Genomic DNA, 24043 nt, shown 5'->3' with positions numbered 1-24043 from the left:
AAGATCCTCCTATTTTCCGAAAATTTTAAACTTCTTGATTAAAAGTGGTGTCACGAACAGGTCGGCGAGCAAAGCCGAGACAAGGCCCACAAACACCACAAAGCCAAAGTTGAACATCTGCGTGGCCTGCGAAGTCGTAAAGCCCGCAAATGTCGCCACCATGATAATCGTTGTCATTACAAGAGCAGGTCCTGCAGCACGGAACACCTTGAGAATGGAATCCTTGTAGTCCTTGCAACGGTCAAATTCCACATGGCCATGGTTGATGAAATGGATCGTATCGTCTACGGAAAGGCCGATGATCATCGGGATAAGCGTTGCCGTCATCATGTCGAGCGGGATGTTGCTAAAGCCGAGATAGCCACCCACGAAAATACCCGGAGCGATGTTCGGAATCATGCCGATGAGACCCGTGCGGACACTACCGAAGACAATCATCAAGAGCACCGCCACAATCACAACAGAAATGAGGAAGGACGTCATCTGGCCTACTTCCAAATACTGCTGCATAGCGGTAAACTGCGGCAAGTTACCCACAGCTGTTACCTTCGCATTCGGATAAAGTTCGCGTGCGAAATTCTGCAAGTCCTCGATTTCCTTCTGGAGTTCGTTGGAGTTGTAGCTAGAAATTTCGACCATCAAGCGGAGCTTCTTGTAATCGTAATCCATCCAGTAGCTTGCTTCGGAACCGCCGGCATTTTCGTACAAGAGCAAGAGCTGGGCCACCTGTTCTTCCGTTTCCGGGATAGCGTACATTTCCTGACGATTTTCGTTCAAGGTGCGGTCCAAGTCCTTCAAGATGTCGAGAATGGAAGTGGAACGTTTTGTCAGCGGATACTTTTGGGCGTAATCCTGCAATTGTTCCAACTTCTTGAGATTATCGACTTCCTTAGCCTTGTCGTTTTCGCCAAAGTCAATTACCAAATCGTAAGAATAGAAGCTACCGATTTCAGATTCGGCAACGTAAAGCATCTTGTTCACATATTCGACCTTGCGGCCCATCGTGCGTTCCACGTCGAAAGCGGGTTCCATCTTGGTGACGCCATAAATCGAAATTGCGGTAATCACAGCAAAGATTATTGCAATCGGCTTTCCGTGAGTCAGAACAAACTGACCGAGATTATTGAGGATGAGGCCCATACGCGTATCGCCCTTTTCGAGCACCTTGGCGTTCGGCTTTTTGTCCTTGCCAAAGCTCAAGAGAATCGGCGAAACCGTAAGAGCCACAAGGAGAATGAAGCCAACAGCGATAGAAGAGAGGATGCCCACGGAGCGGATAGGCTTAAGCATCACCGACAGGAACGACAGAAGTGCCACAATCGTTGTGAGTCCCGAGAACAGCACTGACCAGCCGGTTTCTTTCATGGCGTAAAGCACAGATTCCTTGCGCTTACCCGTGAGCATCATATTCTTGCGGAAGAAAGAATGGATATGTATGTTATACGCAATGGAGACGGCAAACGCCAAGATAACAGGCACCATGATGTTGGTCGCGTCCATGTAAAGTCCGAGATAGCCAACCAAGCCAAAAGTCATGATGACGCCCGCGAACGTGGTAATCAGCGGAGAAATAATTCCGCGAAGCGAACGCGTCACAAGGAACATCACGATGATGGAGCAAAGAACCGTAATGAGGAAAATACGGCTCATTTCTTCGCCGATGTACTTGAGTTTCTGATGGCTCAAGTAAGGCATACCCGTTGCAAGAGGGTGCAGCGGAGCGTACTTTTCCTTGGCGATGATTTCAGAGGTTTCGCGGCCTGTCTTCATGTCCGGAGCTTCGGCCTTTTTGCCCTGAGCTTCGCCTTCGGCTTTCCACACGGAATCATCCGGGAACGGACGGAGCTTCACGTTAATAAAGGCCTGCTTGCGGTCTTTAGAGATGAGCTTTTTTGCAAGCTCCGGCTTTGCGGCGAGGCGCTTTTCGATTTCGGCAAGGCCCGCTGCATCTGTCGGGATTTCTTCCGGCACGATCTGCACGATTTCCATGCCTTCGTCTGTACCGAGCATGTATTCCAAATCGACAATCGATGTGGCCTTACCGTCAGAATACGAGAGGCTATCGCGCAACTCGTTAGAAAGCTCGCGCAAGAGCTTCAAGTTTTCCGGCGTCAAGACGGACTGTTCCGTTTCGACCATCACGCCTACGAAATAGTCATTGCCAAACGTTTCCTTGAACTTGTCCGTTTCGACAAGCATCGGGTCGCCTTCGATAAAGTAGCTATCCCATGATGCTTCGACGTAAATCTTTTTCATGCCCACGATAGAAATCGCAAGCAAGGCGATAAACGAAACAAGAAGCAAGGCCCTGTGCGAAATCAGGAACCTTGCGAAGTTTTCAAATTTTTCATTCACCTTTTCGATATTTATTCGAATACGTGACATCTTCTCACTCCTTTTTTAATTCATTGACGAATTGTATGTTGTAAATCTTTTCCATCTGGAGAACATCCAAGACTTCTGCGACTTTTTCGTAAGGAGTCTTTTTGTCGATTTTCAAGGCCACCGGAGCTTTCTTGTTTTGCACGGCGGCACTCTTGTTCTTCAAAATTTCAACTGTCGCCAATTCACCGTTGATGGCGATTTCGGTTTCTGAAAGTTCTATAAAGAATCCTTCGGAAACTTCCTGCTTGACTTCGCTCGAAGTCTCGGGCAATAAAAGCTTGAGGACAGATTTGTCCTGCTTAAAGACAGACGTCACCAAGAAAAAGACAAGCAGCAAAAACACGCAGTCAATTAACGGCGTCATGTCCAGCGATATGCGACGACGTCTTTTAGCCATTGCGGGACTCCGTTCTCTTTGCGTCACGTTCCTGCAAAGTCTTGCCCAAGTGCAAAAGCACCTGGTTTTCGACTTCGTCCTGTTCCTGCTCCATGCGGGCGTTCAGGTAGTTGAACGCAATCACGTGCGGGATAGCGACCACAAGCCCAAGGACCGTTGTCACGAGAGCAAACTTGATGCCCGTCGCAAAAGCGGATGGATCATCAAGGCCAGAGGCCGCTATCACCGTGAAAGCGTTGAAAATGCCCACCACTGTACCGAGGAGGCCAAGCATTGGAGAAATGGATGCGATATTTTCGACTGTCGTAAGGCCCTTCGTGAGCGGAGAGAAAGCAAGGCCGATTTCAGTGCGGATACTTTCTGTAATGATGTGATGGTCGGTATTGCAAGTCACCACACGATGAATAACTTTGTCTGTCAAACGCGGCTGAACCGTTTTATTAAAGACAATTAGCGAAATCACCTTCCAGATAATGATGGCGTAACCGATAAAGTTCAGTGCAACCAGGATGTAGCCGATGTAACCGCCCTGTTTGACAAAGTCGAGAATGAAGTTCATTACGATCTCCCTGCATTAAGTTTGTACTGGATTGGAATTTCGATTCTCCAGCGTTCTTTTTCTAAAAGTTTTGGAATAGGTTGAAATTTGCCCATGTTGGCAACGGCTTCCAAGGCACTATTGTCCAAGGAAGAATAGCGGCTCGATTCTGAGACTTCAATCTGTTCAATCTTGCCATCGGCGAGGATGGTAAACCGCACACGTACCGTGCCTTCCTGCTTTAGGCGCTTCGCCGTCGCAGGGTAATCCTTGATCTGTTCCAGTTGCTTTTTGAGCGAGCGCAAGTACGTGCGGGTCACCATTTTTATAGAGTCTGCCGAAGGTTTGGGCGGTTCCTTGACCACAGGGGGCGCAGGAGGCGCTTCGACAACAGGTTCCGCAACTGCGACTGGTGCCGTTTCTGTAACCGGTTCCGGAATTGGTTCTGGTTCAGGAGGCTGTTCTTCGACCGGTTTTTCTACGACCTTCGGGATAATTTTAGCACGAACGACCTTTTTCACGACCGGAGGCGCTTCTGGAGGCGGAGGGGGCGCGATATAGACCTTTTCCGCATGCATTACGGGGCTATCAGGGCGTTGCGTTGAGATTTCTTGTTTCTTGAAATACGGGTTTAAAAGTGTGGCGATATGGATAAGGATTGCAACGGCAAGCCCTATATAGAAGGCCTTGTTGAAAGACAAAGCTGAATAGATTCGTTTCTGAGTCATTTGAACCACACAATTGGACGGACAAAAATAAATCAGAACACCCCCTCCATTCTACTCTAAACGGTTTAAAAAAGCTCCAATTAGACTAGGGTAACATTTTTAACAGAAATGGCGTTTTTGAGCGAATTTCGCCAACAATCCAAAGAGTTTTGCTTAAATCCAATCCGGCTTAAATCAAAGAATTTTCCTCAAAAAAATTGATTCTTTGTTCTAAATTTTGTTAGCCTAAACTATCTTTTCAGGAATTTATTCAAAATGACTTCGAACAAGAAACAGGAAACCCCCTTTAAATTGCTTTGGGTTTACGCCGGAAATAAAAAAGCACAGCTCTTCAGAGCCTCTTTTTATGCCGTTTTGGGCATTTTATGCGGAATCATCCCCTACTTTTGTGTTGCACAATTGCTATCCGCATTCTACAACAAGACAGTTACCAGTGACGAAGTGCTGATTTACGGCGGAATAGCAATTGCAGGTTACGCCCTGAAAGTATTCTTGACGACATTTTCGACAATGACCTCGCACGAGGCCGCATTTTCCATTTTAAAGACGTTGCGTACAAAGATTACCGAGAAAATGGAGCACATCCCCATGGGAATCATGCTCGACAAAGCTTCCGGTTCTTACAAGATGCTCGTCGTCGATACGGTTGAACGCATCGAAAAACCCTTTGCTCACATGGTGCCAGAAATGACCGCAAACATCGTGACTCCTTTGACAATAATAATCGTGTTGTTTGTCATGGATTGGCGTATGGCTCTCGGCGCTGTAGCGACCATTCCTTTGGGATTTCTGGTAACCATGGGGCAATTAATTGGCTATAAGGAAAAATCTGCCCGATTCTTCAAGGCCAATGCCGACATGAACGATTCCATCGTGGAATACGTAAACGGCATCGAAGTCATCAAGGCTTTCAACCAAAGCGCATCATCGTTCAGCAAGTTCACAAACGCCTGCAAGTACTATCGCGATACGACACTCGAATGGTGGCGCGGTTGCTGGTTCTTCTCGGCCGCAGGTTTGAATACGCTTTCTTCAACTTTACTTGTAACGCTTCCGCTCGGAACTTACTTGTTCATGAATGGGAAAATTGAATTCGGCACGTTCCTCACTTGCGCGGTACTCAGCATGGGCATTGCGGGGCCATTGATTGCCGCCATGAATTACGCGGAAATGTTCGCTTCGGTATTCCAGGCATTTACGCAAGTGAATGAATTTTTGAACGAAAAAGATCAAATTCGCCCGAAAGAAAACGTAAAGTTTAACGGTTCTTCTTTCGAATTCAAGAACGTCACATTTGGCTATAAAGAAAAGAATGTTTTGAACAAAATCTCGTTCAAGACAGCAGAAAAAGGCGTCACCGCAATTGTCGGACATTCTGGCAGCGGAAAATCCACCATCGCCAAATTGATGGCCGGGTTCTGGGATGTGGGTGAAGGCGACATATTGCTCGGTGGCGTCAGCTTGTCTAAAATACCGTTCAAGCAGCAGATGCAAAAAATCAGCTACGTGGCGCAAGACAACTACCTGTTCAATGTTTCCATCATGGAAAACATCCGCATGGGACGCCCAGAAGCTAGCGACGAAGAAGTTTATGAAGCGTCAAAGGCTGCGGGTTGCCACGAGTTCATCAGCGCGCTTGAACACGGCTACGAAACAAAGGCTGGAGATGCAGGCAACAGGCTCTCTGGAGGCGAACGCCAGCGCATCACGATTGCACGCGCGATTCTCAAAAACGCAGACGTCATCATCTTGGACGAAGCGACCGCTTACGCCGATCCTGAAAACGAGGCCGAAATCCAGAAGGCACTTTCGAGACTCATTCACGACAAGGTGCTCATCGTCATTGCCCACAGACTTTCGACCATCAAGAACGCCGAAAAGATTCTGGTCATTGAAAAGGGCGAACTTGCCGATAGCGGCACGCACGACGAACTGATGAAAAAATGCGATTTGTACAAATCCATGTGGGAACGCCACATTGCAGGTTCCGACAATAAGGAGGAGGCATAATGCTTAAGACATTGAAAAGGATTATCAAGCTTTCCGGGAAACACAAGGGCCGCGTTTACTGGGGACTTGTCTGTAGCGTACTGAACACGATTTTCAACTGTTCTTCTGTATTGGCATTCCTTTGGGTATTGCAAAACATCAACAATCTCACGATGGATGTCATCTGGACAACCATCGCGATTTTGGGCGTTGGGCTTGTAGGCAAAATTATTCTCAAGTTCTTGACGAACATTTTCATGACCGCTGCAGGGTTCATCATCTTTACAGACAAGCGCCTTGAACTTGGCGACAAGCTGAAAAACGCTCCGATGGGTTATTTCTCGAAGGAATCGCTCGGTCGCATCAACAATACGATTACGACCAACATGGCGACTCTCGAGAACTTCACCATGATGGCGGTAGACAACGTTGTCGGCGGCATTTTGCAAGGGCTCGGCGTTTCCATTTTCCTCATGATTTTCGACTGGAAAATGGGACTCATCGCCATCTCGGGAATTCTGCTTTCGCTTATCCCTTTGACGCTTATACAGACCAAATCCAATTCACTTTCATTAAAGCGTTACGAAGCGGTCGAACGCGTCACAAACAATGTCCTTGAATACATTCGCGGCATCGCCGTCATCCGTTCATTTGGCAGAGGCAACGCCTCCAAGCTTGACGAGACTTTTGACGAATTTGAAAAGACCGCCATCAGGATGGAAAAAGGCATTCTCGTTCCGCATGGTTTTTTCAGAGCTACACTTGAAATCTTTAGCGGTATCATCATCCTGTGCGCCGCTTGGATGACGTATCACGGCACTATGGATTTTACCTACGGCATGATGTTCCTTGTTTCGGGATTTATCATCTACGGGCAAATGGAATTGCTTGCCAATGGCGCTTTCTTGATGGAACAGATTGAGACCTCCATGGACCAGATGGATGAAACTTACAATGTTCCAAAGCTTACCGGGCATGAATCTGTTGACGAGAACAAGACCGACATCGAAATCAAGGACGTGACTTTTGGTTATGACTCTCGCGTGATTCTGGACAAGATCAGTGCGAAAATTCCCGCAAAATCCAAATGCGCTATTGTCGGTTATTCCGGTAGCGGCAAAACAACTTTGTGCAATCTGATTGTCCGTTTCTGGGATGTTCAATCGGGTTCAATCACATTCGGCGGAAAAGACATCAAGAGCTATGCGCCGGATGAATTGCTGTCGCATTTTTCGATGGTGTTCCAAAATGTTTTCCTGTTCAATGACACCGTCGAAAATAACATTAGATTCGGTTGCCCGAATGCAACGCACGAACAAATCGTAGAAGTTGCAAAACGTGCCCGTTGCCACGATTTCATTGAAGCACTCCCCAACGGATACAACACAGTCATTGGCGAAAATGGCAGCAGCCTTTCCGGTGGTGAAAAGCAACGCATTTCGATTGCACGAGCCCTCTTGAAAGACGCACCGGTCGTCATTCTCGACGAAGCGACATCTTCCGTGGACCCCGAAAATGAATCGGAATTGATGGAAGCGATTGCTGAACTCACCAAGGGAAAAACAGTCATCTCTATCGCCCATCGTTTGAATACGGTAAAGAACGCCGACCAGATTCTTGTTATTGACCACGGACATATTGTACAACGCGGCACACATAAAGAACTCTGCAACGTCAACGGCGTTTACAAGAAATTCTTGGATATCAGGCAATCTTCAGCAGGCTGGAGCATTACCTAAACAAAGGATTTGGAAAAATGGAAAAAACTCTAGAGGAACGCTGGTTCCCCTTCTCCACCTATGCTCTAAACGATACGGAGCACAAAAAAATCTTCTGTTTTCACCATGCAGGAGGTTCTGCGAGCGTGTATCGCAAGTGGACTTTTGAAAAGAAAAAGATGAATTTTATCTGCGTCGAGCTCCCCGGCAAGGGAACGCGCCGCCGTGAAGCATTTGTAGGCGATTTCAAGAAGCTCCTGGAACCACTTTGCGAAAGCATTGTAAAAGTGACACAGGGCAAGCCATTTATCTTGTTCGGGCACAGCATGGGTGCCGCCATGGCATTCTACGTTGCAGAACATCTGCAAAGCAAATACGGCGTCCGCCCAGAAAAACTGATTGCCGCTGGCCGCCAAGCCCCGCAAGATGAAGACCCAGGAGAGTTCAAGACTTACATGGGCGACGATGCGCTGATCCGTGAACTCAAAAAATACAACGCCACGCCTAAGGAAATTCTTGAAAATAAGGAATTGCTCCAATTCGTCCTCCCCGAAGTGCGCAAGGATTACACGCTCAATGAAAGCTTGATTTACAATGGCGAACGCATTGATACCCCGATATATATCAATTGCGGTTCCAAGGACATTGGAGCGACAGCCGCCATTATGCAACGCTGGCAATCCGTCACGACACAGGAATTCAAGGAAAAGGAATTTGAAGGAGATCATTTCTTTGTTTTGAATTCTGAACAATACCCCGAATATCTCGCTAACGCAGGTTAAAAATTTATGTTCACCAACAATCTTGAATGCATCCATTCTGCCGTTTTTGCAAAAGCTTTTGAAACACCATCGGCGACCGCACTTGTATCGCGAAATGCGGACGGCACCTACAATTACAAGACATACGCAGAACTTGTCGAAAGCGCCTTGAAAATTGCGTCCACGTTGAAAGAGGCTGGCATCAAAGCCAAAGACCTCGTTTCCATCGTTTTACCGAAGGGAATGAATCAAGTTTTCTGTACGCTCGGGATTCAGGCGGTCGGAGCAGCTTACGTTCCCGTTGGAATCCACCAGCCGATGGAAAGAATGCACAAGATTTTTGACGCCGCAAAAATTTCTGCAATCGTCACAGACGCAGAACACGCAGAACAGATTCGCAAAGAAAATCATGTCTGGAAAGTTATCGTTGTCGATGAAGCTTTGCAAAGCGCCCCCATGCCAAAAGATGAGATTGTCGAAGACCCTTCGCTCCTCGCCTACATCATCTTCACCTCTGGCACAACGGGCGTTCCGAAAGGCGTGATGATTTCGCATCGCGGTGCAAGCAACACCATCCGCGACATCAACGAACGCTTTAATTTAACAGCAAATGACGCCTGTATGGCGATTTCAGAATTGGACTTTGACCTTTCCGTTTATGACATTTTCGGCATGCTTTCCTTGGGCGGAAAGGTCATTGTCCTCTCTGAAGAAACTAAAAAAGAAGCAAGCATCTGGAAACAGATCGCAAGCGATCAAAAAGTGACATTGTGGAATTCCGTCCCTGCGCTTTTTGAAATGTTCACGATTGTCGCAGGCGACAAGGCAAGTAGCATTCCGCTAAAGACCGTGATGCTTTCGGGCGACTGGATTCCGCTCCCGCTTTTCGGCGCCACAAAAAAACTTTGGCCAAGTGTTCGATTTATCTCACTCGGCGGCGCTACAGAAGTCTCTATTTGGTCCGTTTGGTACGAAGTCCATGAATTGCAACCGGAATGGAAATCAATTCCCTACGGAAAAGCTTTGCTGAATCAAAAAATCAAAGTCATGGACGAAAGCGGCAAAGAATGTGCGACAGGAGAAGCGGGTGAACTTTGGATTGGCGGCATTGGCGTTGCCGAAGGTTACTTGAACCAGCCTGAACTCACGCAAGAGCGCTTCCCCATTGAAAATGGCGAACGCTGGTACAGAACCGGCGATAAAGTCCGCATGATGGCTGACGGAAATTCAGAATTCTTAGGCCGTCTAGATACGCAAATCAAACTTGGCGGTTTCCGTATTGAGCTTGGTGAAATCGAAAACGTCATCAAGAAAAAATCAAACATTGTAAACGCAGCCGCAGTCGTTGTCGAAAACGGAGCCAAAAAGGAAATTGTCGCAGCAGTAATCCCGGCACTGAATAAAGAAAAAATCGCAAAGTACGATTATAAGTTTATTGAAAGCCACGAAGATGACTCCTTATCAGACCGCATAAACGCCGTTGCAGCACTGATTCACGACATTCGTTCTAACGTCAAGGTTATTCCCGAAAAATCAAAGAACGCTTTTGCATTGTGGAGCAATTGGCTTTTCAAGAACGGCTTTGAAAGCATCCGCCCCGCTATAAAATCTGAATTTTCAAAGGAACTGAACAGAGCAGAAAATGTCGAGTTGCTGCAAAATGTCCTTGTCGGGAACCGCCCTGAAACAGACCTTTTAAGCAACAAATTTTTCGCTCCAGAAAAGTTGCTTTGCGAAAGTGCTCCGTTCAAGACGTTCATCGGTAAAGTCGTCACGCTCGCCGCATCAAGCGAAGCAAAGACAATCGCATTTTTGAACGCGCGTTCCGGGCTTGGAGTCCGTGAGTTCTTGAGCCGTTACGAAAAGAGCGGGATGGAAATCACGCTATTCGATGAATCTACCGGCATGCTCGATGAAGCTCGTGATACATTGCGCAATTGGAGGGATTGCCTAAAATTCAAGCAACTCGATTTGAGCGCTTGCGTTCAGAATCTAGAATCTTTCGACTTGGTGATTGACGCAGGCTTTTTGCACACTTATAACAATCCTAAAGACGCTTTAGCGTTCGCCTACATGATTTTGAAAAAGAGCGGAACGCTCATGGCACTGGACTTTGAAAATTTCGACCCGGTCGCTATCGTGAGCTCCGCCGTACTGGAAAATGGTTTTGCAAAATACACGCGTTTGCGCCGTTTCACCTCGCTTTTGACCGACGAAGAATGGGAATCCATTTTCAAGGAACTCCCCTTTGCAACAATTTCACTCGAAAACAACTCTCACTTTGTACAGACAATTGTAGCAAAGAAAGCTTCTGATGCCAAGGAAATTCTTGGCAACGAATTTGAGACATATTTGAAAACGAATCTCGTTCCGTACATGATTCCGTCTAGGACAGAAGTGTTTGTAAAATTCCCGCTTACCGCGAACGCCAAGGTGGACCGCAAAACCATTACCGCATATTTGAAAAAGACCGGCGATGCAAACGTAAACGAGAACTACGAAGGTCGCGAAGCGGATCTTGCTAGCATTTGGAAGTCGCTCCTTTCCCTTGACAAAATTGATCGTCACGCCAACTTCTTTGAAATCGGCGGGGATAGCCTCTTGGCTACGCGATTCATTGAAAAAATCCATACGCAGTTTGGCGTCGAGATTTCGCTCCGTGAATTTTTCGAAAATGCAGAATTAAACGAACTCGCACAGATTTTTGAAGAACGCATCAGCGCCTTAGGCGATATCGAAGAGGGGGAAATATGATTGGGATTTTAGGCGCATACGGAGCCGTCGGCATTTGGGCGACACGGTTCATTAGAGCGAATGGCACACAAAAGCTCCGCATTGGCGGGCGCAACATTGAAAAAGCTCCAAGCGAACTGCGCACGGAATGGGCCGATGATGACTGGACGAAAGTAGACGTTTCGGACAAAGATAGTGTATCGCAATTTATGGACGGATGCGAAGTCATCCTCGACTGTGCAAAGCTAACAGATACGCAAGTTACCTTGATGGATGAAATCGCAGAAAATAAAAAAGTTCCTGTCTTACACCTCGGTATTGCGGGATTCGAAAGGAAAGATTCGGGAGTCGCAATCGCGTACGGAGCGGGTTGCATTCCTGGACTTTCTGGACTAATTCCGCAATACCTTGCAATGAATTTTGACCGAGTCCATTCTTTGGAGTTTTATTACGGTGGACTAGGCGCGTTCTCGTACACTGCGGCAAATGATTTTATCGATAGCCTTCACAACTCCGATAACCGCACCATGGTCTATTGGAAAAATGGCGCAGTCGTACCTTTTGAAGAATCTTCAAACGATGTTTCCGAAGACTTAAAAAAAGTCATTGACATCAAAAAGATGTTTCCTTTTTTCGACGGCGAAGCCGAAGCCGTCACACGCAAATTGCAACTTGACGAAGCACGATTTCACATGTGCCTCAGCGGAGAACGCACCATTGAAATCATGAACTCCGCAAGGCACCAATACAAGCAAAATCCTGACGAAACGATTAAAAAGCTTTGCACGGCAAGCAAGCTTGATACGTTCGGGATCAAGGAAAACACCTTCTACTTATGCCTTATGGAAGGCGAAAAGAACGGCGCACCTGCAAAATTCAAGATGACCGTTTCTGGGCTCGGACCATCGCCTATGACAGGCGTCAGCGCAGGCGCAGCAACACTCAGCCTCATCAACGAGAAAAATATTTGCGGTACTTTTTTGCTTGGCGAAAGCAATTTGGCAAAACCCATCATCGAATCACTCATAGCAAACCAACCAGAATTTTCATGCGAAATCAAGGACTTGCTGACAACCGAAATCGAGGGAGAAATTTAACGAAATGAAAAAACGAGTCATTGTCTGCGGAAGTACATTCGGACAGTTTTACATCAACGCTCTGCAGCAACTATTAAGCGATGATTTTGAATTAGTTGGACTTTACGGCAAAGGAAGCGAACGCTCCAAAAAATGCGCCGAGACATACAACATTCCACTGTTTACGGAATTTGAGCAAATCCCTGAAGTTGATTTTGCATGCGTCGTCATCAGTTCAGGAACTGTTGGCGGCATCGGTACAGAACTCGCCTGCAAGTTCATGGAAAAGAAAATCCACGTTTTGCAAGAACAGCCCATCCATCCGCGCGACCTTACTGAAACATATCGCGTTGCGAAAAAGAATGGCGTTTATTTCAAGACATGCGATCTTTACCCAAAACTCCCCGAAGTTGCAAGATTTATTCGCGTCGCACAAGAACTGAATAAGCACGAAAAACCACTCTACATCAAGGCAGCCTTCGGTCCGCAAGTTTCTTTCCCTGCCATAGACATTCTCTCCCGCATCCTCCCCTCCGTTTACAGTTTGACCGTTGAACACATCACGGAATGCGTCGGACCGTTCGACATTCTCACCGGGAAATTGGGTGACACGCCCATTACCATTGAATACAACAACCAGGTCAATACGGACGACCGCGACAACCACGCGCATCTTTTGCACAACTTCGCCATTGTTTACGAAACAGGCCGTTTGATTCTCGAAGACACGTTTGGTCCTGTACTTTGGAAGCCTCGCATGTATGTTCCCAAGTACTTGTACAATCCCGAAAAGCGAAACGAAATCCCGCCGTACTTGAAAGAATTGACCATGGAAACATTGGGGAACTACAAAGCCAAGGATTTCATGCACGTCCTTTTTGACGACTGGAAGCAGGGCATCGCAGACAACATTGTTGAATTTTCAAAGATGATTGACCAGAAGGTAAAACTCGCTCCATACGCCCAGCGGGAACTTTTATGCTCGCAAAAATGGTCTGAAATCACAAACATTTTCGGATTTGCAAAGCTGATTCACCCAGAAGGCAACGAATACATCCCATCAGCACAAATCCATAAATACAGCGAAGAGGTTTAAGATATCCATGAACAAGAATATGAAAGAATTGGTCAACCGTTTTGAAGCAAAGGGTATTCATCTTTGGGTAGATGGCGGAAAAATTAAGTACAAAGCAGCAAAAGAATTGATGACCCCGGACGTTCTTGCAGAACTCAAGGCCAACAAGGAATCGCTTATTGATTTTTTGAACACAAAGAGCGATGATAGCAACATTTCAATCGTCATTGACCGTACAAATCGCTTTGAACCATTCCCGCTGACCGACGTGCAGTCCGCGTATTTGCTCGGTCGTAGCAAGACTTTTGAATACGGCGGCGTCGCTTGCCACGTTTATCTAGAAATCCGTTACGCAGAACTAGAAACGCAAAAGGTTCGTAACATCTGGAATGCGATCACACGCAAATACGACATGCTCCACGCTGTCATCAACGAGAGCGGATTTCAGCAGGTGATGAAGGATGTTCCAGAACTTGAAATTCCTGAATGGGACTTGGTAAAGCATCCTGAAAAAACAGCCGATTTTGAAAAGTTCCGCAAAGAAATGGGTAACCGTGCCTATACCGTTGGGAAATGGCCGATGTTCGGGCTTGCCGTAAGCCGCAATAATGAAGGCGCCATTCTCCATTTTTCGATTGAATTTTTGCTTGCCGACTGGACAAGTATCTGGAAACTTGTCGCCGAATTTGAAGCCGCCTATTTTGATGGCGTCCCCGTCAGCGGCGAAGAAGAACTTTCGTTCCGTGATTACCTGATTGCAGAAAAGAAACTCAAAGCATCTCCGCAGTACGAAAAAGAAAAAAAGTACTGGATGGATCGAATTGCAAACCTCCCCGATGCGCCAGAATTGCCAAAACTTACAGCCTCCGAAGCAAAAGATGCATTCGGTCGTAAGTTCTTGAGAATTCCTGTAGATGCTTGGAACCGCATAAAGACGCGAGCTAAGCAATACGGCCTCACTCCTACCGTTCCGATTCTTTCGTGCTATGCCGATGTTCTTGCCAAGTGGAGCCGCAACAAGCGTTTCTGCATCAATATGACCGTTCTCAACCGCTTGCCGTTGCACGAAAAAGTGATGGACATCGTTGGAGATTTCACATCATTAAGTTTGTTAGAAGTCGATTGTGGCGGTAAAGAAAACTTCCTCGCCCGCACCCGTAAAATCAACGGTCAACTTTTTGCAGACTTGGACAACCGCCTATTCAGCGGCGTAGAGGTCATGCGCGAGATTTCCCGCCAGAGCAAAAAGACTGGGCTTACCATGCCAATTGTCTACACGAGTGCCATTGGGCTTGCCGATTCTGGAACACCTTTGCGCGGTGAATTTTCAGGGGGCATTTCACAGACGCCACAAACGTTTATCGATTGTCAAGTCATGGATGGAGCATTCGGTCTGCAAGTCAACTGGGACTACCGCGAAGGCGTATTTCCAAACGGCGTACTTGAATCCATGTTTGAAGCTTTTGAAAACAGGCTGTTTGCGCTCGCAAACGAAAACGAGGACTGGGAAAACATTGCAAATATAGCCCTCCCGACTCGCGATGCAGCAGAACGCAAAGCCGCAAACGACACGCGAAAAGATTGGAACGTACGAATGTTGCAAGACGATTTTATCGAAAGCGTCAAGCGCACTCCGAAGAAAATCGCTATTGATGACGGCACCACACAATTCACGTTTGAAAAACTCGATGCCCGCGCCAAAGTAGTTGCCGATCAGCTAATAACATGTGGTGTAAAGCCTCAAGATTGCGTGCCTGTACTGATGGATAAATCCGCATGGCAGCTAGTTTCTGTTTTGGGCATTTTGTACGCAGGAGCCATTTACGTCCCGATTGCCGCCGCAAAAGCCAAGGGGCGTGCCGAAAAGATTGTAAAGAAAACGGGAGCCAAGGTCGCCTTAGGCATTTCTACAGATGAAGCACTCCTTGAAAACGAGCTCACGACAATCAATGTTGATACTCTTACAGCCAACGATTTTGCAGTCGATTGTTCAAGATTCCCGAAGCACACTCCGGATGATATCGCCTACATCATCTACACGAGTGGAAGCACTGGCGAACCCAAAGGCGTTGTGATTACACACAAAGGTGCCATGAACACCATTGACGACATGAATGACCGATTCCATGTCACTGCAGACGATGCAGTACTCGGGCTTTCACAGCTCAATTTCGACCTTTCTGTTTACGACATCTTTGGCATTCTCGCTTGTGGCGGAACCGTCATTTACCCGACCGCACAAGATTACATGAATCCCGAAATTTGGGAATCCTTGATTCACAAGAACCACATCACCGTTTGGAACACCGTTCCGGCCTTGATGAAGATGCTCCTGAATTTTGTTGAAAGCAAAAATTCGGCAGAGCCTCTCCCGCTCAAGGAAGTGTTCCTCTCCGGCGACTGGATTCCTGTAGACATGCCCGAAAGAATCCGTAAAGTCGCCCCTGGCGTCGACGTCATCTGCCTCGGCGGTGCAACAGAAGCCTCCATATGGTCCAATTACCATCGTTACGATCCTAACGACGGTCTCAAAATTCTGCCGTACGGACGTCCGCTCGCGAACCAGACCATGCACATCCTCGATAACGACTTACAGCCGTGCCCGACAATGGTCGCGGGGCAAATCGCGCTTGGTGGCGATGGCGTTGCACTTGGCTATTACCTAGATGCAGAACGCACTGCCGCGCAGTTTGTGACTCTCCCGAAAACGGATGAACAAGTTTACTTGACCGGTGACATGGGGCGCTATCTCCCCGGTGGTGAAATTGAATTTCTCGGTCGTGAAGACACTCAAGTAAAAATTCGTGGGCATCGCATTGAGCTCGGCGAAATCGAAAATGTCTTGAAGGACTTCCCCGCCATCAAGGAAGCAGTTGCCATTGTCAGCACAGACAAGCGCGAAATCTATTCTGCGATTATTCCCGAAAATACATCCAACGAAGCAATTATCGAAGCTAAGCAAAAATTCAACGAGCGTGAAAAATCCGTTGAAAAGTTCATGCAGGATTGCGTTAGCGAAATTGACATCAATCAAGTCAAGGCCGGTTACGAAGCCGAAGAAACGGCAAGCACCTACACCATTTTATTTGAGCTTCAAAAAATGGGATTGTTCCAAAAAGACAAGCCCTACACTCTTGAAGAAATCAAAGCCCCCATTATTTCCAAATACCATTGGCTTGTCACACAATGGATTAGCTACTTGCAAGCAGAAAAGCTCATCGAGCAACAGGGCAATTCCTACATCTGCCACGCGGAAGCTTCGGAACAGCAAAAGGAAGCGTTTTGGAAGAAGGCTTATGAAGTTTGGAATGGTGAATACATCACCAAGGATTTCCTTGAATACGTCAAATTGAACGGCGAGCACCTTGCAGAAATCGCCCAAGGAAATGTTGATCCAGGTAAATTCCTTTACCCCGAAGAAGGCGACAAATACCGTTATGTCGATTCGCTCTACGTCAAGAACAAGATAATGGTCATCGCCTACAAGACCTTGGCAGAATATCTGAAAAAACTTTTGGACCAAGAGCCCAATCGCCCCATCCGCATTCTCGAAATTGGTGCAGGAACCGGTTCTGCTACAAGATACCTGTTGCCGGTATTGAAGGGACACAAGTTTGAATACTACTTCACCGATTACCTAAAGCATTTCTTCCCGACTGCCGCAGAGATGTTCAAGGAATATCCAGAGCTCGTTTTCAAGCAGCTCGACATGAATGAAGATTTTGTCAAGCAGGGATTGAAGCCAAATTCATTTGATATAGTCTTTGGCGGATACGTCATGGACAACGCTATTGATTTCAGCAAGACTTTGGAACAAATCGAAAACGTCCTCGTTCCAGGCGGACACTTTATGTTCCTCGAGTCTTACGAGCTTTCAGCATGGATTACCATCACGCAGGCGCTCTTGATGGATGTTCCGTCCGATGATTTAGAACGCCAAAAACAAATTTTTGAGCAACTCAAGATGTCTCGCGACAAGTGGGCTGCAAAATTGGAACATGGCGAAAAGAATGTAAGCCTAAGTTCTTTCCCGGCTAGCGATGAACAACTGGACCTTTTGCACGTTCTGTTCTTTGTAAAGCAAGTCAAGACAGACAAGCAAATCATTGACGAAGAAAAGCTCAAGGAACATTTGGATAAATACCTATTGCATTACATGCATCCGGGACTCATCCAGGAATTTAACGCTTTGCCGCTTTCTGCCAACGGGAAAATCGACCGCAAGAATATTCTGAAGTTCTTCGAAGAATCAAAGGCAAAATCGGGAACGCTAAACATCGCGCAACTCGAAGATGCTCTTGTCAGCAGCTTGCCCATAGAAAAGGCAGCAGCGATCCTTGGAAACAATAAGGACAACCTCATCGTAGCTGTAGAACCTCGCAAAAAACAGGAATCGCAAATCAAAGCAAGCGAAGAAACTTTTGCAAAATTCGTGAAGCAAGCCGATCAGGACGCAGCAACAAAGCAGACTGATTTCGATTGGAACAAAATTGAAACGAGCTACAGAAGCATTGAAAAAGCATCTGCAGATTCCATTTTACTTGGACTTTTCAAGACCGGCATTCTCGTTTATGGCAAAGATTTCACCAAGAGTGAATTTGAAAAATCATTGCCCGAAAAATTCTGTTTCCACACACAGGAATGGATTAACGTTCTTTTGGAAAACGGCTACATCGCGGCAAGTGAAAACGGATTCAAAATTTTGCAGGAGACCTCGGCACCGCACAACGAGGCTAAATGGCACGAAGCCATTCAAAACCTTGACAATCACATCGGCACAGAAGCTTACGTCAAATACCTCAAGGATAACGGCATTCACTTCGCCGAAATTTTGGAAGGCACAGTCAACCCTGAACAGTTTGTTTACAAGAACTACATCGATAGCGAAGAAAAGAGCGCTTTGCAAAATTGGGCGGACATTATCCAAGCCCAAAACAACTACAAAGTCATCAATGATTATATCGCCTCTTCTCTAAAGCAAATCATGGCATCGGATTCCAAGAAAACTTGGAGAATCCTTGAACTAGGTGCTGGCACAGGCCAAATCACGCGACAGATATTCGCCTATCTCAAAGAATCCAGAATTCCGTTCATTTATAACTTCACGGACAAGTACACGCAATTTTTCCCGATGGCGGGAGAATACACAAACAAAGATCCCGCCATGATTTTCACGCAGCTGGATTTCAACGAGAATTTTGAAACTCAGGGAATTGCAGAAAACAGCGTAGACATAGTCCTGTGCGGTGGCGTGATGGCAAACTCCATCGACTTGAATCATACGCTAGAGCAAATCAAGAAAACCCTAGTTCCGGACGGTTACCTTTTCATTGAAGAAGTCTGTTCCGATTGCGCTTCTGTATCGGTTTCTCAAGCATTGATGATGGACAAGCCGACTGACAAGATTCGCGAAAAGAACATGTTCTTGCCCAAGAAGGATTGGCTTGATTTATTGCGTCAAAAGGATAATCTTCGAAATGCAACAACACTCCCGCTGGACGACAACAAGGCAAGAATGTTGGGCGGTTATCTCTATGTCAAACAGTTCAAGTACGATCAAGAAGACGTTTCGGAATCATCCGTAAAGCTCATCCTGAACGATATTTGTCCTGAAAAGAATACATCCATTCAAATTCTTGACAAATTGCCAACAAACACAGACGGAAGTATTGACAAGCGTGCATTGAAACATTACGCAGACGCATTTGAAAGCTCGCAAAGCAACGAAAAATCGATTGAAAGCCGACTTGTTGAAATCACCGTCAAGGCGTTGAATATCGATTCCATTGGCTTGGACGACAACTTCTACGACTTTGGCGCAGATTCATTGCTCATGGCTCAGATGGCAACAACTATCCGTAACGAACTCGCTTCGGACAAGACGTTTGATGCCATCTTAAAGCAACTGCTTGATTTCCCGACCATCACGGAAGTTGCCCAGTTCCTGAAAAACGAAGTCTCCGAAGAATCAGGTGACTCGGGAGAACTCATTCAGCTCCAGCGCATTGGCAAGCCGAAAAACAATTGCGCTAGAATTTTGCTCCCGACTGTTCTTTGGAACAACGAAATGTACCATGAGATTATTCCGCTCATGGAGAATCAAGACGAAGGCGAAATTTTCACATTCAAGCTTTCAAACCCGCAACAGTTCTTTGACATCAATCCCGATGAAGTTGCGAGCGTCTTGGCAAAGACCTTTACCGAAAAAATCATTGAAGCCCAAATTGAAAAGGTGCAGATTATCGGGTACAGTTTCAGCGGCAAGATGTCTTTGGAACTTGCCGAACGCCTTGAAAATGCAGGGATTGAAATTGCAGACTTCGTGATTGTAGAAGGCGCACGTTTGCCATTTGAAATCAAGCAAACGAACATGAAGGACTTTTTCTTTGCCACATTAATTGGCGTTGATCCGCAGAAGGTTGGTTTCAAATTCGAAGACATCACTTTCTTGATGAACCGCTACATCGAAGAAACAAAGAAGAAAATCATTGACGAAAGCGACTTTGAGAAAATCATCAGCCAATCACCCGACGCCGCTGCCATTCGGAACTTCAATGCATTATCTGCAAGCGAACGATTCCAGAAGATCAAGGAGTATTCGGGCGATTTCGGCAAGAGCATGACCGACGAAGCTTTCGCTAGAATCAAGAATACATTTGACCAAAACTTCAACGTCATGGTCAATTATAACCCGACTCCGTATTTTGGAGACTTGCGTTATTTGAAGGCAGACAACAGCAACAGTATTTTCAAGAATGCAGACAAGTTCCTGTTCCAAAAATGGGACGACCTCTGCATTGGTGAAATAAACTACGAACAGCTCAAGGGAGACCACTTCAGCGCATTCACATCAAAGGAATACGCCATAGATCTCGCCGAAAAAATGTCTATCAGCAACATTCAGGAGAACGCCTAATGAGCTTTCAGAATGTAGCAGAACTTATTGACAGTTTCGCAAGCCGAGGCGTAACGCTTTGGCTCGAAGAGGGCAAGCTAAAATTCCGCGCTGCAAGCGGAGCACTTTCTAGCGAAGACAAGGAATGTTTAAAGGCAAATAAGGCCGCAATCATCGCGCATCTCGAAAAGCAAGCGGAAGAAGAACAAAATTCTTTCCCGCTCTCGCCCATTCAAAAATCATACCTTGTCGGTCGCGATCCTGTTTACGATCTTGGCGGGATCAACACGCATTACTATTTGGAAGTTGAACTTGACGAAACGCTTGATGTAACGCGGTTACAAAACGCATGGAACGAAGTCATTGCTCACGATGATGCGCTTCGCATTGTAATTTCTGCAAAAGGAACACAGCGCGTTCTCGAAACGGCCCCAACGTATTCCATTGAAGTTGTCGAATTAGATTCGATCGAAGAACGTCTCGAAAAGCGCAAGGAATGGAGCCACCACATTTATCCATTGAATCAGTGGCCGTTCTTTACGATGCGAGTTTCTCGTGTACCAAACACAAAAGACGTTCTGCATTTCGATTTCGACTGCATGATTATGGATGCCTGGAGTGCAAAAATCGCACTTTCGCAGATGTTCAAACTTTATCGCAGCGAAACCGTGCAATGGGTTGATTACACGTTCAAGGATTATTGCAACGACCTGATTGCATTCGAAAAGCAGCAAGATTACTCGCAAGCCGAAGCTTTCTGGAAATCGAAAGTAAACGAACTCGTTTGTGAACCAGACTTGCCGTATGCAAAACCGCTTTCAGAAATTCACAACCATCGTTTTTCAAGAATTTCTGGAGAATTGACAGTCGATGAGTTTGCGCTATTCCAGCAAAAATGCCGTGAATACCGCACAACGCCAGCCGCCGTCATCAGCACTGCTTATCTCAAGGCTCTCCTTGGTTTCAGCAAATGCGATTCACTCACCATCAATTCAACATTGTTCAATCGCTTGCCGCTCCACAAAGACATCAATTCTGTCGTTGGCGATTTTACCAATATTGCATTCATCACGCTTTCAAAAAAATGCAAGAACTTTTTGGAATGTGTGCAGTCTGTGCAAAAAGACATGTGGCAACTTGTACGCTTCCACACGTATGACGGCACAAAGATTCTCAAATTCAAGGAATGCCTTTCGCCCATGCGCGCACAAATGCCGATTGTCATCACTTGCGTGCTTGAAAACGGGCAAAAGTCCAATAGCGATTTACCCCAAGGATTGCAACAAATTTACGCATTGAGCAAAACTCCGCAAGTCGTGTTGGATTATCAAGTCACAAATTTTGACGGGAGACTTTCCATCAATTGGGATTATGCTGAACCCGCTTTTGCACCAGAAACGTTAAAGCAAATGTTCGCTGCAAACGTGAATTTGCTCAAACGATTGCTCACCGAAAAATGGGACGAGGTGTTGTAAATGCTTTACATTTTCACAGAAACAGAAAGTTTTACAGAGTGCGATTTTGCCGGGCTATGGCCCCTACTGAGCGAGCAACGCGCAAAACGCGTTGACAAGTACCGTTTTTTCAAAGACCGCAAGCTCTCCGCACTTGCTTACATTCTTTTGCGATATGCCCTAATAGAAGAAAAAGGCATTGACGAAAAAGTTGAATTTGAATTCGGTCCTTACGGAAAGCCGTTTATCAAAGGCATGCCCGAATTGCAATTTAGCTTATCACATACCGCAGGAGGAATCGCCTGCGCACTTGCCAATTTTCCTGTTGGCGTTGACATCGCTGATGTCGATGAACGCAATTTAGATTGCGTTCCAAGAGCAATGAACTATTTCGAACAGCAAGCCATCAATCGTTCCAACGACAAGGCTCGTACATTTGCACGTCTGTGGTCAATGAAAGAATGTTTCCTCAAGTACGTTGGTACAGGAATTGATGAAAAAATTTCCTGTATCAACTTTTCCGGCTATCACGGGGATTCTTTCGATTACAGATCTGGAAAAATGCAAGTCATCAACGATGAAAAAACAGTCACCAGTGTATTCGGCTCGGAACTTTTACCCGTCAAATACCTCACCAAAATTGACCTCTTTGATTTTTTAATAGGAGAACCACAAAATGGAAAACTTGCCTTCGCTTAATCAAAAATTGAAGGAATACCTCGAATGCGATTCTCGCATCATTCTAATGAAAAACGGAATTGCAACAAATTTTTCGAAAACAGAACTCAAGACACGTATTCTTTGCGCACGACATACTTTCGAAAAAGCAGGGCTAAAGCAAGGCGATATGGTCATTTTCCAAATTAACGGAGCTTCTAAAAAAGCTTTCATGGGAAATTTTTTCGCCCTATTAAGCATGGGAATTGCGCCTGTATTCTTGACAGCAGCTCGCAGCAAAGACCATGTAACACGCCTCATCCGCGTTGCAAGCGATAACCCCAATGCAGCTATTATCGCTGACTCAGAAACCGCAGAATTCATCAAGTTTTTCTGGAAGGAATGTGACTTACAACGTCTAATAATTGCTCCCGAAGAAATCACACAAATTCCGCAGGATTTGCCAAACGAAATCGATTACGTCGATGTTGATCCAAAAGCACTCGCTCTTGTGCTTTATTCATCGGGAAGTACTTCGGACCCCAAGGGCGTCATGATGTCTAACGAAAGATTCCTCCTGATGCTCAAGAATTTAAACATTGCATTAAAGACAAGTTCAAAGGATACATGGTTGCAATGGCTCCCGCTAGAACACGCTTTCGGAATTGTCACGCTCATCACAATCCCGATGTACTACAAAACGGGCGCCGTCCACATGGATGCCGCAGAATTCATTCAAAATCCGAAATCTTGGTTCGATGCCGTCAGCAAGACTCGCGCTACAAAGACTTCCGCCCCGAATTTTGCCTACCCGCTTCTTTTAAAAGCAATGGATGGTAGCGAAAAATGGGATTTATCCTGCATCGATTTCATTCTGAACGGCGGTGAACCCCTGTCCAAAAAAGTCCTTGCCGAATTTACCCAAACTATGGCCAAATTCGGAATGCATGAACATGCCATCGTTCCGCTTTACGGCCTTACCGAAGCTTTGGGCGCCGTAACGTTCAACATGGACCACGAATACCCGGAACTCGATATGAACAAGGTAACATCGGGTATTGATTTCGACATGAAGGGGCTCCGTGAAAACGCAAAGGACATCGTGTGCCAAGGCCGCCCGATTCCCAAAATGCAAATTCGCATCTGCGATGAGGAAAACAAAGTTCTCCCCGACAACACCGTGGGAAGCATCCAGGTGTTCAGCGATTACATCTGCACCGGCTACTTAAACAAGGATTCTTCGGACATGTTTGTTGACGGTTGGCTCGACACGGGCGATCTCGGCTTTTTAAGCAATGAGCTTTTGTACGTTGTGGGCCGTAAAAAAGACATGTTCTTTATCCACGGCAAAAATATTTACTTGCGCGATATCGAACAAGTTGTCACTTCAAAATTCGGCTACCGCTGTGCCGCCTGCGGCGTAAACGATTCCGCAGCATCTACAAATTACATTTACCTCTTTGTCGAATATGGTGAACCCGAAAAAGTAAACACCCATTCTCTAAAAGAATTCGTCTTCTCAGAAATGGGCTTCGGCCTCAAAGAAGTCATCCCGCTCAAATCGCTAGTGCTTACAGGAACCGGAAAAATCGCCAAAGAAAAGCTGTACGCCGCCTACAAAGAAGGTAAAATCTAAG

General features: G+C 46.2%; 14 protein-coding genes. 10 read left to right on the top strand and 4 right to left on the bottom strand.

The window, feature by feature from the left end; all coding sequences use genetic code 11:
• Positions 1-9: 9 nt before the first annotated feature.
• From BUA34_RS05245 to BUA34_RS05230, 4 genes are read right to left on the bottom strand one after another with little or no spacing between them, the layout of a single operon-like run.
• Positions 10-2385: an efflux RND transporter permease subunit gene (locus tag BUA34_RS05245; protein ID WP_083579738.1), complete on the bottom strand. Its 2376-nt coding sequence runs from the start codon at positions 2383-2385 to the stop codon at positions 10-12.
• A gap of 4 nt (positions 2386-2389) precedes the next feature.
• Entirely contained in the window at positions 2390-2782 is a 393-nt protein-coding gene (locus tag BUA34_RS05240) for an ExbD/TolR family protein (RefSeq protein ID WP_014546408.1), read from the bottom strand.
• Positions 2775-3341, bottom strand: coding sequence for a MotA/TolQ/ExbB proton channel family protein (locus BUA34_RS05235; RefSeq protein ID WP_014546407.1), 567 nt, complete (start codon positions 3339-3341; stop codon positions 2775-2777). The genes BUA34_RS05240 and BUA34_RS05235 overlap by 8 nt, the downstream gene beginning before the upstream one ends.
• The gene (locus tag BUA34_RS05230) at positions 3341-4048 is read right to left on the bottom strand and encodes an energy transducer TonB (RefSeq protein WP_072827996.1); all 708 of its coding nucleotides are present in this window, start codon (positions 4046-4048) and stop codon (positions 3341-3343) included. The genes BUA34_RS05235 and BUA34_RS05230 overlap by 1 nt, the downstream gene beginning before the upstream one ends.
• A 255-nt stretch (positions 4049-4303) precedes the next feature.
• Here BUA34_RS05230 and BUA34_RS05225 point away from each other — a divergent pair, with 255 nt between their 5' ends.
• From BUA34_RS05225 to BUA34_RS05180, 10 genes are read left to right on the top strand one after another with little or no spacing between them, the layout of a single operon-like run.
• Positions 4304-6058: an ABC transporter ATP-binding protein gene (locus BUA34_RS05225; RefSeq protein WP_072827689.1), complete on the top strand. Its 1755-nt coding sequence runs from the start codon at positions 4304-4306 to the stop codon at positions 6056-6058.
• On the top strand, positions 6058-7776 hold the full coding sequence (locus tag BUA34_RS05220) for an ABC transporter ATP-binding protein (RefSeq protein ID WP_072827688.1): 1719 nt from the start codon (positions 6058-6060) through the stop codon (positions 7774-7776). Before BUA34_RS05225 ends, BUA34_RS05220 begins: the two co-directional genes overlap by 1 nt.
• Positions 7777-7793: 17 nt before the next feature.
• Entirely contained in the window at positions 7794-8537 is a 744-nt protein-coding gene (locus BUA34_RS05215; RefSeq protein ID WP_072827687.1) for a thioesterase II family protein, read from the top strand.
• 6 nt (positions 8538-8543) lie between these two features.
• On the top strand, positions 8544-11270 hold the full coding sequence (locus tag BUA34_RS05210) for an amino acid adenylation domain-containing protein (RefSeq protein WP_072827686.1): 2727 nt from the start codon (positions 8544-8546) through the stop codon (positions 11268-11270).
• Positions 11267-12346, top strand: a complete 1080-nt coding sequence (locus BUA34_RS05205; protein ID WP_072827685.1) for a saccharopine dehydrogenase family protein — start codon at positions 11267-11269, stop codon at positions 12344-12346. Before BUA34_RS05210 ends, BUA34_RS05205 begins: the two co-directional genes overlap by 4 nt.
• Positions 12347-12350: 4 nt before the next feature.
• Positions 12351-13421: a Gfo/Idh/MocA family oxidoreductase gene (locus BUA34_RS05200; protein WP_072827684.1), complete on the top strand. Its 1071-nt coding sequence runs from the start codon at positions 12351-12353 to the stop codon at positions 13419-13421.
• Positions 13422-13428: 7 nt separating this feature from the next.
• The gene (locus tag BUA34_RS05195; RefSeq protein ID WP_072827683.1) at positions 13429-20316 is read left to right on the top strand and encodes a non-ribosomal peptide synthetase; all 6888 of its coding nucleotides are present in this window, start codon (positions 13429-13431) and stop codon (positions 20314-20316) included.
• Positions 20316-21770 carry a condensation domain-containing protein gene (locus BUA34_RS05190; protein ID WP_072827682.1) on the top strand — a complete coding sequence of 485 codons (1455 nt, stop codon included), beginning with the start codon at positions 20316-20318 and terminating at the stop codon, positions 21768-21770. Before BUA34_RS05195 ends, BUA34_RS05190 begins: the two co-directional genes overlap by 1 nt.
• Positions 21771-22448 (top strand): 4'-phosphopantetheinyl transferase family protein, encoded by a 678-nt coding sequence (locus BUA34_RS05185; protein ID WP_072827681.1) that lies wholly within the window; start codon positions 21771-21773, stop codon positions 22446-22448.
• Positions 22426-24042: an AMP-binding protein gene (locus tag BUA34_RS05180; protein WP_072827680.1), complete on the top strand. Its 1617-nt coding sequence runs from the start codon at positions 22426-22428 to the stop codon at positions 24040-24042. Before BUA34_RS05185 ends, BUA34_RS05180 begins: the two co-directional genes overlap by 23 nt.
• The last annotated feature ends 1 nt before the right edge of the window (position 24043 follow it).

This window comes from Fibrobacter sp. UWB12 (assembly GCF_900142485.1).
Taxonomy (GTDB): domain Bacteria; phylum Fibrobacterota; class Fibrobacteria; order Fibrobacterales; family Fibrobacteraceae; genus Fibrobacter.
Note: the sequence above shows the minus strand (reverse complement) of the source record. Positions and strands in the feature narration are given on the sequence as shown.